This is a genomic window from Photobacterium sp. J15, from assembly GCF_963870815.1.
GTDB classification, from domain to species: Bacteria; Pseudomonadota; Gammaproteobacteria; order Enterobacterales; family Vibrionaceae; genus Photobacterium; species Photobacterium marinum.
Window position 1 is genome coordinate 1,086,606 of record NZ_CAWMUI010000002.1, and the last position, 15,955, is coordinate 1,102,560.

The 15,955-nt window shown below is 44.9% G+C and carries 10 protein-coding genes; 5 read left to right on the forward strand and 5 right to left on the reverse strand.

Features of this window, described 5'->3' with window-relative positions:
* The first annotated feature begins 46 nt into the window (after window positions 1-46).
* Together AACQ93_RS21860 and AACQ93_RS21865 are read left to right on the forward strand one after the other, a co-directional pair.
* Window positions 47-1,606 carry a glutamate synthase-related protein gene (locus AACQ93_RS21860; protein ID WP_064608844.1) on the forward strand — a complete coding sequence of 520 codons (1,560 nt, stop codon included), beginning with the start codon at window positions 47-49 and terminating at the stop codon, window positions 1,604-1,606.
* A gap of 104 nt (window positions 1,607-1,710) precedes the next feature.
* Window positions 1,711-2,250, forward strand: a complete 540-nt coding sequence (locus AACQ93_RS21865; RefSeq protein WP_064608846.1) for a hydrolase — start codon at window positions 1,711-1,713, stop codon at window positions 2,248-2,250.
* Window positions 2,251-2,319: 69 nt separating this feature from the next.
* On the opposite strand, the gene AACQ93_RS21870 is transcribed toward AACQ93_RS21865, so the two are convergent.
* Window positions 2,320-3,081 (reverse strand): DmsC/YnfH family molybdoenzyme membrane anchor subunit, encoded by a 762-nt coding sequence (locus tag AACQ93_RS21870; RefSeq protein ID WP_064608848.1) that lies wholly within the window; start codon window positions 3,079-3,081, stop codon window positions 2,320-2,322.
* Between the two features lie 290 nt (window positions 3,082-3,371).
* On the opposite strand from AACQ93_RS21870, the gene nagA reads away from it, so the two are divergent.
* A complete protein-coding gene (gene nagA, locus AACQ93_RS21875; RefSeq protein WP_064608852.1) occupies window positions 3,372-4,496 on the forward strand; it encodes an N-acetylglucosamine-6-phosphate deacetylase in 1,125 nt (374 codons plus the stop codon).
* 669 nt (window positions 4,497-5,165) lie between these two features.
* Window positions 5,166-8,834, forward strand: coding sequence for a hypothetical protein (locus AACQ93_RS21880; protein WP_064608853.1), 3,669 nt, complete (start codon window positions 5,166-5,168; stop codon window positions 8,832-8,834).
* Window positions 8,835-9,000: 166 nt separating this feature from the next.
* On the opposite strand, the gene AACQ93_RS21885 is transcribed toward AACQ93_RS21880, so the two are convergent.
* Both AACQ93_RS21885 and fdhF read right to left on the reverse strand, forming a co-directional pair.
* Window positions 9,001-9,384, reverse strand: a complete 384-nt coding sequence (locus tag AACQ93_RS21885) for a hypothetical protein (protein WP_064608855.1) — start codon at window positions 9,382-9,384, stop codon at window positions 9,001-9,003.
* Between the two features lie 493 nt (window positions 9,385-9,877).
* Window positions 9,878-14,032: a formate dehydrogenase subunit alpha gene (fdhF, locus tag AACQ93_RS21890; protein ID WP_064608856.1), complete on the reverse strand. Its 4,155-nt coding sequence runs from the start codon at window positions 14,030-14,032 to the stop codon at window positions 9,878-9,880.
* Window positions 14,033-14,610: 578 nt separating this feature from the next.
* Between fdhF and AACQ93_RS21895 the strand changes: the two genes are divergently transcribed.
* The gene (locus AACQ93_RS21895) at window positions 14,611-15,549 is read left to right on the forward strand and encodes a chemotaxis protein CheV (RefSeq protein WP_064608858.1); all 939 of its coding nucleotides are present in this window, start codon (window positions 14,611-14,613) and stop codon (window positions 15,547-15,549) included.
* Window position 15,550: 1 nt separating this feature from the next.
* Here the strand turns inward: AACQ93_RS21895 and AACQ93_RS21900 are convergent, their stop codons facing one another.
* Both AACQ93_RS21900 and AACQ93_RS21905 read right to left on the reverse strand, forming a co-directional pair.
* Window positions 15,551-15,712, reverse strand: a complete 162-nt coding sequence (locus tag AACQ93_RS21900) for a hypothetical protein (RefSeq protein WP_157097627.1) — start codon at window positions 15,710-15,712, stop codon at window positions 15,551-15,553.
* A gap of 6 nt (window positions 15,713-15,718) precedes the next feature.
* On the reverse strand, window positions 15,719-15,916 hold the full coding sequence (locus tag AACQ93_RS21905; protein WP_064608860.1) for a hypothetical protein: 198 nt from the start codon (window positions 15,914-15,916) through the stop codon (window positions 15,719-15,721).
* Window positions 15,917-15,955: the final 39 nt, after the last annotated feature.

The window sequence follows — 15,955 nt, forward strand, 5'->3', positions numbered from 1 at the left end:
AGACAAAATAACAAAGCACAATATTACCGGAGCAAGGAGTTAAGCAATGACTAAGCCGATTATTGCCAACAATCAGCCTATAAAAGTCAGTCTAGAACAAGATAAGGAATACTACTTCTGCAGCTGTGGACGCTCTTCAAAACAACCTTTTTGTGATGGTTCACACAAAGGTACTGGTTTTAGCCCTAAAGCTTTTAAAGCCAAAAACTCCGGAGACGCTTATCTCTGTGCGTGCAAACACACAGGCAATGCACCATTTTGCGACGGTACACACAAACAATTTGCAGCAGAAGATGTAGGCAAAGAAGGACCCGGTATATCAGCTTCCTCAACTGAGAACTCAGCAAATGAAATGCCGATTGCCACTCCGACCAAAGAAGAACCAACCGTTGCTTTCATTCACCAATTAGCAAGAGAAGGTCTGTCACAGATGGGACACCACGGTCCAATGACTGCAATGGGAGTCCCCCGCTACCAGTTACCAGACTGGGATGACATTCAAATTATGGTCGCCCAAATGGCTACTCGCCCGCTGCTGGAAAATGCCAAAGTTGGAAAAGAGTTAGTGATCGGCCCTAAGGCCAGAAAACCTTTAGTATTGGATATTCCATTGTTTGTCTCTGACATGAGTTTCGGCGCCTTATCCGAAGAAGCGAAAATAGCATTGGCAATGGGTGCGGATATGACCGGCACAGGGATCTGCTCAGGTGAAGGTGGCATGCTCACTGAAGAGCAGCAGGCAAACAGCAAATACTTCTATGAACTTGCCAGTGCCAAATTTGGCTACCGCGAGGAATTACTTCATAAAGTTCAGGCATTTCACTTTAAAGGCGGCCAGGGAGCTAAAACAGGAACCGGCGGGCATCTTCCTGCCAGTAAAAATATCGACAAAATTGCCGAGACCCGTTGTCTGAAACCCGGAACGGATGCTATTTCCCCCCCTATCTTCACTGATTTAAAGACGGTGAAAGATTTTGCTGATTTTGCCAATCATGTTCGGGAAATAACCGGCGGCATACCGATCGGCTTCAAACTCAGCGCCAACCATATAGAACGTGATATGAGTTTTGCTCTTGAAGCAGGTGCAGATTACATCATCCTCGACGGCCGAGGTGGCGGAACCGGTGCCGCACCACAGATTTTCCGCGATCATATCAGTGTGCCGACGATTCCGGCTCTTGCTCGCGCCCGGTACTTCCTTGATAAACAAGGTGTCTCTGACGATGTGACTTTAATTATCACCGGAGGCCTGCGCACCCCAACCGATTTTGTAAAAGCCTTGGCTTTAGGAGCCGACGGCATTGCTATCGCCAACAGTGCAATGCAGTCGATCGGTTGTGTTGCAGCCAGGATCTGTAACACCAATAACTGCCCTGCCGGTATAGCAACCCAAAACAAAGATCTGCGACAAAAACTTAATCCAGAAAGAGCAGCAAAACAGCTGGCAAACTTTCTCACCGCTTCAACTGAACTCATGCAAGTAATGGCTCGGGCATGTGGTCACTCGCACCTGAATCAATTTAATAAAGACGATTTAGCCACCTGGAACCATGATATGGCTCGTCTGGCAGGTATTGAATATTCCGGCTTTAAACAAAGAGATTAAATAATGATTTATAAAAGAAAAACAGCGGCGGTTCTGGTAACCTGTTATGCAAAACGCCGCGTATAGCCCGGCAATTTCGTTATCACGAACAAAGGACATAGCAAATGCTTGATGCAGCAAATACCGCCCTGGTAATTATTGATGTCCAGGGCAAACTTGCACAAATCATGGACCAGAAAGACGCCCTGTTTCAAAACCTTGAGACACTGGTGAAAGGAGCAAAGATCCTTGAATTGCCTGTTGTATGGGTAGAACAGATCCCTCATAAGCTCGGCCCGACAATTCCACAAATTGCTGATAACCTTCAGGATCAGCAACCTATCGCCAAAAACAGCTTCAGCTGCTACCGTTCTGAAGAATTTGTTTCAGCGCTTGAAGCCACAGGTTGTAAGAATGTCATTGTCGCTGGTATTGAAGCACATATCTGTGTTTACCAAACCGTAAGACAAATGCTGGATGCTGGCTATCATGTAGAAGTCATCAGTGATGCGGTTTCGTCCCGCCACCCTCTCAACCGTGAAATTGCATTAAATAAGATGAAACAAGCTGGCGCAGAGCTGTCTTGTACAGAGATGGTCCTGTTTGAATTACAGGCAGTAGCTGAGGGTGATCGATTCAAGCAGATTCTGAGTATTGTGAAATAACCTGATGAATTAAAAAAAGCCGATGAACAATCATCGGCTTTTTTCTGAACTCGTTATCGAAACTAACGATTAATAACCAACACCAGCACAATACGAAGAGACCAGACTCATAACCACCGCAAAAGACATTACATTCAGGGCCGGCTTACTCTTCGTCAGAGTTGGCATCAACCATACTCCGACTGAAGCTAACAGTAACCCTAGACTGAAGACATGCGCGACGAAAGGCCCAACTTCATTCAGCATTTCAACTCGTTGTGCAAGATCAGCCAATTGTGGAATACCCGTCAGGAAACAAACCACTGCGATAACAGCACCCAATGCAGGCAGGTACTTATTTACTTCTTCCACTTTATGTTCTGCTCGCACCAAAGCGGTGTGAGCCAATAACGTTCCACCACATAGTGTTGTCGCAATAAAGTGGGCAGCCACCAGCCAGTGTTCACTTCGTTGAATCAGGCCATGTCCCAAATAAAGCAGACCACTCAATACAACAACCGCCAGCATCAATTTTCTTAGTTTATCGTTACCCAGTAAGGCTTTCTCTGCGAACCAGTACAACAGTGCCAGAACAAAGAAAACAGTCACCAGCATAGCTTCTGTACTAAAACTATAAACAGAATGAACTTGTGACAGCATCAGATTGACTTCTCGCAAGATCAGCGAAGTAAACAACAGAAGCCATAATACAGGCATTGTCCGGTGCAGGCGGTCACTCTGACCGAAACACAGTTTGCCGCTGAAAATCACGGCACCTAAAATCAGAAATGCACCAATCGACAATTGGGCAAAAACACTAGATAAGATGAATGGCCAATCGAACCAAGCCATGTGCTACCTCTTCTATCAAACTTCCGGATAAACCTGAAATCAGATAATTATTATTTAATACGAAACCGCGTATTTTGCCTCAAGCCGAATCGTTCTGCCAGAAGGATACCAAATACAAATGAAAACCTGTTTTAGCCCGCTGATAAAGAGTGCTGGTACACCAGCAAAGATCGAACAGTTCGGTTGACTGTGACACCTAACAACACTATCTTATTTTTGAACAAAAAATAAGCAAGAAGTAATAAATCACAAGATTAGAAAAATTCCAGACAACTCCAGCAGAGACGCCTATGTTTGCAATTACCCATGTAGATGTATTTGATGGCCAAACTACCAAAGCTAACCAGGCTATCCTAGTTGAAGGCGATACCATTCAGGATATCCTCCCGATGGACGAAATCAGCCTGCCAGAGCAAACATTCAATGCCAGCGGGCTGACAGCAACAGCCGGTTTTATAGACATTCAGCTAAACGGTTGTGGCGGCGTGATGCTAAATACGGATATTCAGAAAAAGACCCTGGATATCATGAATCACACCAACCTCAAATTTGGTACGACTCAGTATCTACCGACTTTCATTACCAGTGGCGACCATGACATGAGGAAAGTCCTGGAGCTTATTGGTGATATCGAAAACAGAGAAGCAGAAGGCATCCTGGGGTTGCACCTTGAAGGCCCTTTTATCAGCAAAGAGAAAAAAGGCGCACATGATCCCATCCACATCCGGCATCTCGACGAAATGACAGCCTACTTCCTGGCTGATCATGCCGATAAAATCAGTGTCATTACTTTAGCCCCGGAAAATACTGCTCAACCTGTTATCGACATCCTTACAAATGCAGGCATTACTGTTTCTTTAGGCCATACTAATGCAACCTACGACGAGCTAGAAGCCAAAAGCGGCTTCCATATGGCAACCCATCTGTTCAACGCAATGTCACCGTTCGGCTCAAGAGAACCCGGTGCCGTTGGTTACATCTTCGATAAAAAACCTTATGCAGGGATCATTGTTGATGGCATCCACTCTGCATTTCCCTCAGTACGAGTTGCCCATGAAATCCTTGGTGAAAATCTTTTCTTAATCACAGATGCAGTCACCCCTGCCGGTACGGATATCACCGAATATGACATGGCCGGGATTACAGCTTATGTCACTGATGGTAAATGCCATTACGCAGACGGCACAATTGCGGGCTCAACAATCACTATGCTTGATGGTATTCGTAACTTAATAAAATATGTCGGATTAAGCCGTGAAGAAGCCCTGCGTATGGCAACGCTATATCCAGCAAAAGCATTAAATATTGATAATTTCTATGGACGACTGGCTCCCGGATATAAAGCAAATATTACTTTGCTAACAAATACAAATGAAATAGACAGCGTATTTCAAATGGGAGCAAAACGCATTTAATCAATAAACAAAGAAAATAAAAAAACAGAAGACAACGCAAGTAATATGTCACACATATTACTTGCTTTCATCACAGGTAAAAACCACAAATAAATAATACAAACAAAATAGATCCTTCCACATTGGTTATTAACTTCAAATGGTTACATTACCCACCAGGTGATATATAACACTGAAAAACATATTCTCTTTGGCTCAAATTCTGCGTATAAGCCCTACCGCCCTGAGTGTAAATATCACACAAAGCCCGTATAAGAAACACCCAAATCGAGCAGATACACAAAGAAATCAGTCCCCCCGCAAAAGCACAGCCAATCAAGATAACTTTGTTGCGTATTAAACAGCACCCACTGCAACAAAACTAATCCCAGTTCATTTAAAATATTATTCTCCACACAGCTTATAGTTAAATAAGTAACACAAATGCAGTATGGAAATATAACCTAATGATTAATTTAAAATAAACCCAAAAGCGCAAAAAATACTAATACATAGTTTTAGTAAAAATAAAAATTAATTGCTACCAGACCGCAATTTTGTGCTAGCAAAATTAGCCAACAGTGTACTTTTATGTCATTATCCACGCGAATAATTAGTAACAGATATATTAATAATCACTCCAATTCATACCCCTTATAAATTACTTATATTTTTTGCAAGGATAGTTTAATGAGAAAAAAACTATTAGTCGTTGCATTGGGTTTTACCAGCTCAATGGGCCTTGTCGGCTGCAACGACGACAGCAGTAGCACAACCTCATCAACGGTTAATCCAAATACTCCCACCACACCAAAAACAACATACAGTGTAACCGCAATCGATGGTTACCTTAAAAATGCTCATGTTTGGCTTGATCTAGATGGTGACTTCCAGCTCGATGAAGGCGAACCTTCCGCTATTACTGGCGATGGCGGTAAAGCTGATCTGAATGTAACAGGTATCAGCAACCCAGAGAATTACTCTGTAATTGTTCGCTCCATCAAAGGTAAAACCCTGGATGAAGATACGGGGAATACCGTTGCTGCAGATTATGTAATGTCAGCACCAGCTGGCGAGCAACATGTCACCCCTCTTTCTACCCTTGTACACGTTCGTCTTGAAACCAACGACACATTAACTAAAGAACAGGCAGTTGCCGAAGTTGCAACTGAACTGGGTATTGATGATAAGGACGTTCTTGGCGACTTTATTGAAGAAAAGCGGACAGAAGCAGCCTTTGGAGCCCGTAACCTGGTTTCTGCCGGCATTCTGCCTGAAACCCCAGCAGAGCTGAAAAACGAAGCTGATGAAAACGCTCCGGGGACACTGATCAGCAAAGCGACAACAGCGAACACAACAATCAAAACCTTCGTTGAGCAGAAAAAACAAGAAGCTCAGCAAAATGGTGAAGAGCTTGATCTCCGCAACCAACTAATGGACTCAGAAGGTAATATTGTCAGCGATAACGACGCAGATGGTGTACCAAATACAGACGACTTTGCGCCTGATGATCCAAAAGAATGGCTGGATTCAGATAACGATAACATCGGTGACAATGCTGATACTGATGACGATAACGACAATACTCTGGATGAGTATGACGCCTTCCCGTTTGATCCAACCGAAACAAAAGACACAGATGGCGACTTCATCGGTAACAATGCAGATACCGACGACGATAACGACAATGTTATCGACAGTGAGGATGCCTTCCCGCTAGACAGCTCTGAATCTGCTGACAACGATAAAGATGGTATCGGTAACAATGCCGATCATGATGATGATAACGATGGCACAGACGACAGCCACGATGCCTTCCCGTTTGATCCAACTGAAACTATCGATACGGATGGTGACCAGATCGGTAACAACGCAGATACCGATGATGACAACGACAATGTTATCGATACCGAAGACGCATTCCCGCTAGACAGCTCTGAAACAACAGATACTGACGGCGACGGTATCGGCAACAACCGTGACACCGACGATGATAACGATGGTGTCGACGATGAAAACGACATCGCCCCAACCGACCCAGAAGCAGGTCTGTCTGATATTGCCAAGGTCATCACTTTCCTTCAGGAAAGCAGCAACATTTATGCTCCATTTACTGATGGTAATGACAGCGAAGGCGAAAAGCTGGTCGTTGAAAAGTTCACCATTAACGGTAGTGATGCAAGTGTAGCTACCCGCTACATTGTAAACGCGGATAAATCACTATCTGCAAGCCCATCGTCAGAACATACTGATGTGATCATGACAGCCAGTGGCTGGACAACAATTGATGACCAGTTTGCAGTAAGCATGGGTGACAATAGTATTACAGTCTACCCAGCCAGTGCTCCGGAAATGACTTACACAGCCTCCGGTACAGTAAAGGATCTGGCAGATCAGTTAATCGCAGGCAACAGTGGTGAATGGGGCGAAAAAGTAAACCCACAAGCCCGCTACCCTCAAGGCGCAGCAGGTGCTTTACTGACTCTGACTGCAAACACCGACATGTACGAACTTGATAACCACTCTCCGTGGTTCTGGCGAGGCAACAATGGCCTAGATGATGGTGAAAATGCAACCACACTGACAGAGCTCCTTTCCAGTACTGCTGCCGGTGATGGTGCACAGGCTGGTACAACAAAAGGTATTTCTCTTGGCTACAGTAATGGTTTTGATTTTGGTGTTGAACTGGTTCAGGACGGTACTGCTAACTACTACAACTGGCAGTGGCAGTGGCAGCAAGGGACTGTTGCTCAGGTTGGCTCTGGTACCTGGAGCATGAGAACTGTCAATGGTGAAGAAATTCTGGAGTTCACGGTTCCTGATGGTGTTATCTCACAATGGGGCAACGATTGGAATTATGACACTCCTCACCTGCTGCTTTCCGCCCATGAAGGCAAAGTACGTTTCGGCTCATTCACACCGGCAGGCACAACCGAAGACGATGACTCAGCTCTGCTGATAAACACTATCGCGTACACTGCGCTACTGGAAGCAGTTGATATGTCATCTGAATCGGTGTCTCTAAAGACTTGTACGACAGGTGACAGCTCAGAAAACAGCGCTGCAACCAAGGCTGATTTCGAACAGGCTCTGACTAACTGTGGTGGCGTATCAGAGCCGATTACAGCTGAAATGCTCACTGGCCAAAACTTCCACCGTGTAAACAGCGAAGGTGAAAAACGAGATTACACATTTAATGCAGACGGTACGGTTTCCGTCTATAAGAATAACGTCGAAGCTTACAAACAAAACTGGGCTATTAGCGGCAACTATGTTGTTCTTACTGAGACCTGGGGCGAAAACGGCGAAGCAAATTCTGAATGGATCTGGGCCCTACTTGACCGCAATGACTCACAATGGTCTGTGAAATTCTACGACAGTGAAACCTATCGAAATGATCAAAACGACCTTGTTACCGAGAACTATGTTTGGTCAACCATTTTTGATCTTCAGCCTGTAAACACTGTACCAACATGCAATATTCAGGAAGTTGAAGCCGGAGCAACACTTGAAGGTTTCAACACCCAACTGACAGCATGTAGCGACACATTACCAACCGTCAGTTATGAGAATATTGCTAACGGAGCTCTGACTCGTGTTAACAGCACTAGCCAGACCCGCGCGTATGTATTCCACAGTGATAACACAGCAACCTACTACAAAAACGGTCAGCCGAAGAGCCGAATCTGGAGCCTGGACGCTGAAGGTACACTAAAAATCACAGCAAATGAGACTGCTGAATTTTATGACCTGTTAAGGGTTATAAATGAAGGCTCTGGGGAACTGGAATTCGCAGTATTCAGCAACGAAGACAATGCGATCTGGAAAACCAGCTACAAGGATTTCGATCCAAATGTAAACCTGGTTGAATGTGATGCCATGAACTCCGCATGGGATGATGCCAACGATCGCCCGCTTGTCTTTTCTAGTTATGAAGAATTCAAGCAATCCGTAATTGAGTGCCAGTCCAGCCTGAATGGTTCAACCACAACGCCTGTTGCTAAATTCAGCACAGAATTTATCGGTACCGGCATTGTGCTTGCGGCAAGTGATGGCACTGAATACGAAGAGTACCGCCTGAATGAAGATGGAACAGGTACTTATACCTTCCGAGATGAAGCTGAAAATGGTATCGAACAGTTGTCATGGTCAATCCATGAAGACGGTATCCTGAAAGTGGTAATCAACTTCACTGAAAACGGCGTTGCCCAGACTTCAACTGATTACTTGGCGATTGTGTCCACCAATGGTATCCAGTTTAGTCTGAAGATACTCAGCGTAAGCACAGAATGGCAAAGTGTGAATCCAACTGGTGGTGGTGATCTGTGGAGTGGCGTATTTAGCTATCCCGCTCCATAACAAAATAATGCTGACGAGACAAACTACTTAGCAAAATAAGACAACAAAAATGCCAGTCAGATATTCTGACTGGCATTTTTATAACTATAGCTCAATCGGGGTTTATAAATAAACTAAATACATAAAAGCGGACTCTATGCCCGCTTTTTAAAATTAAACCTATAGATTATGCGGTTTTTGCTTTCAGGCTATCTTCACCCTTAGCGCTAACTGCCCTAGCCATTTGAAACTCACGCAGTTTTGAATACAGGTAAGTAACAACGATAGAGAAAAACAGATAAGAAAGCGAGAATACAATCGGTGAATTGATCACATTGGCTTCCAACCCCCACATGACACCGGCGATAGTAACTCCCATCTTTGCCATCATACCCATTAGCAACATCAATAAAGCTAACTGCGGGTAACGTGTTGAACAACGGAACGCCAACCAATATCCAGTACCTACAGCTACAGCCGCTATACCAAACCCGGCCATAAAGGAGTGGAAATGTTCACCAGAAAGCACTCCGCCAAGAGACGAAATCAGGAAAATCAGAGCGAACTTCATAAACACACCTCAGTATAACTAATGAGAAAAAGGTCATTTCGATCCATATCATCGTTAACAACTTCATTTTCCCACTTTTTGTGCTTATTTCATACTCAGATAATATTCTTACAGCGAATAAGTAACACTTACCCCTCAAATATTTACACTTAGAAACACCGTAACATGTTGAATTTACAAACAAGATAAAACAAAAGGTTACAAAGTGGTTAAAAACACAAGCAATTGTAAGAATTCTTTTCAAACGCCACATATGAATATATTTATGCTAAAAAAAGCACAAACCGATCGTCAAAATCAGAATGAGAAATCATGATTTATAAATTTTTCATTATTAAATATGGAATTTAAGTTTTAATAAACGATGTCATCAATATCAGGCAAAAAACCATTCACAATGCCTAAAAACCGTTCAGGCTCACCGCGGACATAAAAAAACACCCGGTTAAAAACCGGGTGTTTTCATTAGTATCAGGCAGTATTAGAGCTCAGCCTATGCTGTCAGCACATCTTCCAGCTTCTCAATTTTCACTGCTGCTACTTTGAACTCAGGGATCTTAGCATGAGGGTCTGTCGCCGTGATGGTCAGACGGTTAGCCGGAGATTCCGCAAAGTGGAACGGTACAAACACAACGCCCTGCTGCATTCGCTTAGTAACAAATGCCGGCGTGTCGATATAACCTCGACGGGTTGATACCCGTAGCATTTCACCATTACCGATACCCAAACGCTCAGCATCAGCAACCGAAATCATAGCGCGCGGACCAGCCAGCTTATCAAGGCCTTTCGTCTTACGGGTCATAGTACCAGTATGGAACTGCTCCAACAGACGGCCTGTTGTCAGTACCAGCGGATACTCATCATCCGGCAGCTCGGCAGCATATCGGAACGGAATCGCCACCATCTCAGCTTTACCACGCACGAATTGCTTCTCATGCATGATACGAGTTCCCGGATGGTTGTCATCTCGGCATGGCCACTGAACACCTTCACTTCCGATGCGCTCCCAGTGGATACCGGCATATTGCGGAGTCAACTGAGTAATTTCTTCTGTAATATCCTGAACGGACTGATAATCCCAGTCACTGCCCATTGCATTAGCAATACTCTGGATTATCCACCAGTCTTCTTTCGCTTCTCCCGGAGCCTTAACCACAGGTGAGATGCGCTGAACGCGACGTTCAGTGTTAGTAAAGTTACCGGACTTCTCTGCAAATGAGCATGAAGGCAGAACCACATCAGCATACTGAGCAGTTTCCGTTAAGAAAATGTCCTGAACAACCAGGAAGTCCAGCTTCTCAAGACCTTCAATCACATGCGCCTGATTAGGATCACTCAGTACCGGGTTTTCACCCATTACATAGAGACCTTTTACCTTATGACGGCAAGCTGCATCGATAATTTCAGTTAGGGTCAAACCAGCTTCTGATGGCAGATCCGGCTTATTCCACGCTTTGGCAAATTTGGCATGTACATCCGGATTATAAACTTTCTGATAACCAGGAAGATTGTTAGGCAGCGCCCCCATGTCACAGGCACCCTGTACATTTGACTGACCACGAAGCGGGTTAATGCCTGCCCCCTCAATACCAAGGTTGCCGCAAAGCAGCTGCAGGTTGGCAATTGAGCGAACATTATCATGACCTGTCGTGTGCTGAGTAATACCCATCGAGTAATACACTGCTGTACGGTCAGCCGTACCAATCATTTCAGCAATCTTAATCACGTCGCTGGCTTTTACGCCGGTGATCAATTCGACTTTATCCGGGGTATAAGCATCAGACATCACTTCCGTTTTCAGTTGCTCATAACCTTCAACACGCTCAGCAATGTATTGTTCGTCCTGCCAGCCGTTCATGATGATCTGCTGCATGATACCGTTAATCAGCATTACATCCGTACCCGGACGTTGAGCAACATAAAGCTCGGCATGTTCAACCATATCAATCCGTTTTGGATCGGCAACAATCAGGCGAGCCGTTCCTTTACGAATTGCCTGCTTAATATGCGAAGCAATAATCGGGTGAGCCGATGTGGTATCAGAACCAATAATAAACACCAGGTCAGAATGTTTAATACCCGGAATATCATTGGTCATTGCCCCACTACCCAGCGATGCTTCGAGCCCGGTTACGGTTGACGCGTGACAAAGACGGGCGCAGTGATCGACGTTATTGGTACCCAATTCACGACGAACAAACTTCTGAAAAGCAAAGTTATCCTCGTTAGTGGTTTTCGCAGAAGAGAAACCGGCCAGCGCATCAGAACCGTGTTGTTCTTTAATACCACCCAGTTTTTCTGCCACTAGCGACAGTGCTTCATCCCAACTTGCAGGTTGCAGTTCGCCATCTTTACGGATCAGCGGCGCAGTCAGACGCTCTGAACTATGAACGAAGTCGAAGCCGAAGCGACCTTTCACACACAGCATGCCATCATTAACCGGAGAGTCTTTAGCACCCTGCACGTAGCGAATCTGGTTGCGGCTTTCATCGACATACATGGTGACCTTACAGCCAACACCACAGTAGGTACAGATAGTATCTACCGGCTTAAGCATTTCGATACGGCCCTGCGATTTATCACGCGCATCAACCAATGCGCCGGTCGGACAGACCTGAACACAGGCACCACACTGAACACAATTGGAGTCACCCATGTTATAACCGTTTTCAAAACCCGGACGACACTCTGGACGGTTAGCACTGCCACCATCCGGATTTTTCATGAAGCTCAATGCGCCATGAACAGCATTTTCGTTACAGGCCTGAACACACTGACCACAACTAATACAACGGTTAGCATCGAAAACAATAAATTCAGACGAAGTATCGACACAGAATTTCTGACGACTTTCCGTGTCAAAGTCGTTGTTATCGACTTTGTATTCAGTTGCGTAGTCACGCAGCTTACAGTCGGTATTGGCCTGACAGCCACACTCCAGACAACGCTCAGCTTCGCGAATAGCCTCTTCATTCATGAAGCCTTTTTCAACTTCATCAAAGCTCAATTCACGCGCTTCGAGGCTCAGTTCCGGCATTACCGCACGCATCACTTTTTTAATGTTAGTGAAATGCTCAGGATCAACCTGCTTGAGTTTGGCTTCTTTGTGTGAGTTAAACGGTTTAACTGGAATATTTTCCATATCACCGTTAAAGAAACGATCAATCGCTTGTGCTGCCACTCGACCATCGGCTACCGCCTCAATCGCTGTAGCCGGGCCACGGCGGAAATCGCCAATACTGAAGATATTTTCGACACCGGAATGCATAGTGCCAGCTTCAGACTCCAGCGTTGCCCAACGTGTCAGCGGCAGCTCGATGTTGTCATTATCAAGGAAAGTCAGATCAGGTTTTTGCGATACTGCAGCAACGACTGTATCGAAGGCTTCAGTGAAGTATTCGCCGGTTGGCTGTGGACGACGGCGACCCGATGAGTCCGGTTCACCCAATGCCATTTTCTCCAGCTTCACTTCGCAGACCCGGCCATTATCATCAGCAATATTCTCAACCGGGTTAGTCAGGAAGTGGAACTTCACGCCCTCATGCTCAGCTTCTTCGATTTCATAATCTTCAGCCGGCATTTCGTCGCGGGTACGACGATAAATCAGAGTTGTATCCGCGCCGTCACGAACAGCGGTACGGGCACAGTCAATTGCGGTATTACCACCACCAATTACAGCCACCTTCTTACCTGTGGTGTACTGCTTCTCGGTGACATAATCTTTAAGATAGTCAACACCCAAGTAGCAACCATCAAGATCACTACCTTCATAATTCATTTCAACCGCTTTCGACGCACCAACAGCTAGACATACAGCATCGAAACCGTTCACCAGTTCAGAAAGCAGGAAGTCTTTACCCAGCTCTTTGCCGGTTTCGATCTTCATACCGTTACGGCACATCAACTCAACTTCTTTGTCGAGGATTGCTTTTGGCAAGCGGTATTCAGGAATACCATAACGAAGCCAACCCCCCGTTTCCGGCATCGCCTCGTAGACAGTGACGTTGTAACCTTCGTTGCTCAGGTAATACCCACAAGTCAAACCGCCCGGACCACTACCGATAACAGCAACAGACTTATTCTTAGCAGGCTTACGTTCAGGAACATACTGCTCCTGCGCTTCCAAGTCCGCATCAGCGGCATGACGCTTCAGCTGACGAATAGCCAATGGTTCATCCACCAAGCCACGACGACACTCTGCTTCACAGAAGGCTGGACACACACGACCAATAGAAAGCGGCATAGGCAGAGTGCGTTTGATCACTTCGATGGCTTTTTGATGATCGTTCTGGGAAATGTGGTAAAGGTAAGACTGAATATCAACTCCGGCCGGACAAGCGGTCTGACACGGAGCCTCACAGTCGGCATAGTGATCAGAGAGAATGCGGTTCAGTGCTTTGCGGCGAGATTCCGATAAAGCTTCACTCTGGGTGGTGACTTTCATTCCTTCAAAAGGTTTTATTTCACATGCGCGTTGTATGCCTTGTCCTTCAACTTCGACCACACACAAACCGCACGGTACTTTTTCACCATCTTTATTCAAACCACATAAGGATGGTATTTCTATCTGGCATTGCGTCGCGGCTTCAAGCAGTGTCTGCTGGCTGTCAACAGCCACTACCTGTCCGTCTATTGTGACATTGTTCATAAATTGCCTCATTTAGTAACTCGGCACTGACTCATGGCGATTGATAATACGGTGGGGAGCAAATAAATGCTTATTCACTTGTATTAGCTAACTTCTTGTTCATAGGGGAAAGCCAGGTACAGTACTCAAGGATGATTGAGAGAAAATCATCATTTTTGTTATCGTCCCAACGTATCAGAACCAGAATAAAATTCCTTGATTTGGAGCACTGTAGAGAATTATTTTTTGATCAAAATAAAGTAATCAATATGTTCTATCTATATAATTATCTACACCTATATTGAAATTACTTTAAACTTTCTATCACTTTATTTCACAATTAACCCTTAAGGGTTAAAAACAACAATAAAAGCAATTTTTCGCCGCCACTTTACACATCATTACCCTCGCTATCCTATGAAACAGGTATAATTACAGTGAAATTCAAGCGGACAATAGATAAAACCAATAAATCGATAAGTATCACATAGTTATTTGATGGAACCTTTTTAAACCCCATATAACGCGTGACTTTTGCCCTTTATCCGACATATAATTCGATGATAATTTTAATAATTTCTTGAATTACCGGGCAAATTATGGCCAATATCCTTGATTCTGTTGATCTGCGCACACAGCTTGTTGGTGAAAACCGACTTGAGTTGCTTATCTTCAAACTACATACATCCCAACTATTTGCCATCAACGTGTTCAAAGTTAAGGAAGTTGTAAAACTGCCTAAACTGAACAGCTTACCCGGTTCACACCCGAATATTACCGGCGTTGCGAATATTCGCGGTCTTTCAATTCCTGTCATCAACCTTCGCCAGGCCATCAGCATGCGCCACGGCGCCGAAGAAGGTGAATGTAACCTGATCATCACTGAATATAACCGCTCTATTCAGGGCTTCCTGGTCGGTGAAGTGATGAACATCGAAAACCTGACATGGCGTGACATTCAGCCACCTCCTAGTCAGGTTGGCCGCAACAACTACCTGACAGCACTAACAAAGCTTAACCGTGACGGCGCTGAACGTCTGGTAAGTATCATTGACGTTGAAAAAGTACTGTCGGAAATCATCGAGTATAACGTTCATATTTCTGATGACGTACTGGATCAGGATATTGTTAATCACCTGCATGGTCGTAAGATTCTGATCGTTGATGATTCATCAACAGCTCGCGCCCAGATCCGCGATACCCTTTCGCAATTGGGTCTTGAAATCATCGAGGCGACAAACGGCCTGATGGCCCTGAACATGCTGAAGAAATGGTGTGATGAAGGCAAAAATATCAACGATGAAATTCTGATGATGTTTACTGATGCCGAAATGCCGGAAATGGATGGTTATAAACTGACGCATGAAATCCGTAATGATCCGCGTATGAACGACATCCATATTGCACTGAATACGTCGTTGAGTGGCAGCTTTAACGAAGCCATGGTGAAAAAAGTGGGCTGTGACCGCTTCATTTCCAAGTTCCAGCCTGACCTGCTGGTTGAAGTGGTTCAGGATCGTCTTCGCGACATTCTGTAATTCAACAGTTCGCCAAACAGATAAAAAGAACTCGCCTCTCGGCGAGTTTTTTTCTTTTAGCATCTTTAAACCCACTATTTACCCTCGCTTCTTTTGCACCAATTCCTAGCAATAAATCAGGCTGAAATGAAGCACCGTAATTTTCAGTAAAATCATCAGCCAATAACTGTCATCCCTGGCCATTTTCTGCCTCCGTCATAAAATCGGTTTCCAGCTCATTCCAAGCTTTCAGAGTTTCACCGTGTAAAATGTCAATCCGCTGTGCCCGTGCATCTTCAGATATTGTTGCCAACTGCACAGTCAGCAACAGCATGATGAAGAGGGGGAGCACCCAGCCGGGTGCTCCGCTGTTATTGTTTGTCGTCATTGTTCGATTACCTGCCAGTTATGCTGACTATTAAGCAAA

Bases quoted from the DNA above. Each gene is read 5' to 3' on its own strand.
- AACQ93_RS21860 (WP_064608844.1), top strand. From the start codon at position 47: ATGACTAAGCCGATTATTGCCAACAATCAGCCTATAAAAGTCAGTCTA.
- AACQ93_RS21865 (WP_064608846.1), top strand. From the start codon at position 1,711: ATGCTTGATGCAGCAAATACCGCCCTGGTAATTATTGATGTCCAGGGC.
- AACQ93_RS21870 (WP_064608848.1), bottom strand. From the start codon at position 3,081: ATGGCTTGGTTCGATTGGCCATTCATCTTATCTAGTGTTTTTGCCCAA.
- nagA (WP_064608852.1), top strand. From the start codon at position 3,372: ATGTTTGCAATTACCCATGTAGATGTATTTGATGGCCAAACTACCAAA.
- AACQ93_RS21880 (WP_064608853.1), top strand. From the start codon at position 5,166: ATGAGAAAAAAACTATTAGTCGTTGCATTGGGTTTTACCAGCTCAATG.
- AACQ93_RS21885 (WP_064608855.1), bottom strand. From the start codon at position 9,384: ATGAAGTTCGCTCTGATTTTCCTGATTTCGTCTCTTGGCGGAGTGCTT.
- fdhF (WP_064608856.1), bottom strand. From the start codon at position 14,032: ATGAACAATGTCACAATAGACGGACAGGTAGTGGCTGTTGACAGCCAG.
- AACQ93_RS21895 (WP_064608858.1), top strand. From the start codon at position 14,611: ATGGCCAATATCCTTGATTCTGTTGATCTGCGCACACAGCTTGTTGGT.
- AACQ93_RS21905 (WP_064608860.1), bottom strand. From the start codon at position 15,916: ATGACGACAAACAATAACAGCGGAGCACCCGGCTGGGTGCTCCCCCTC.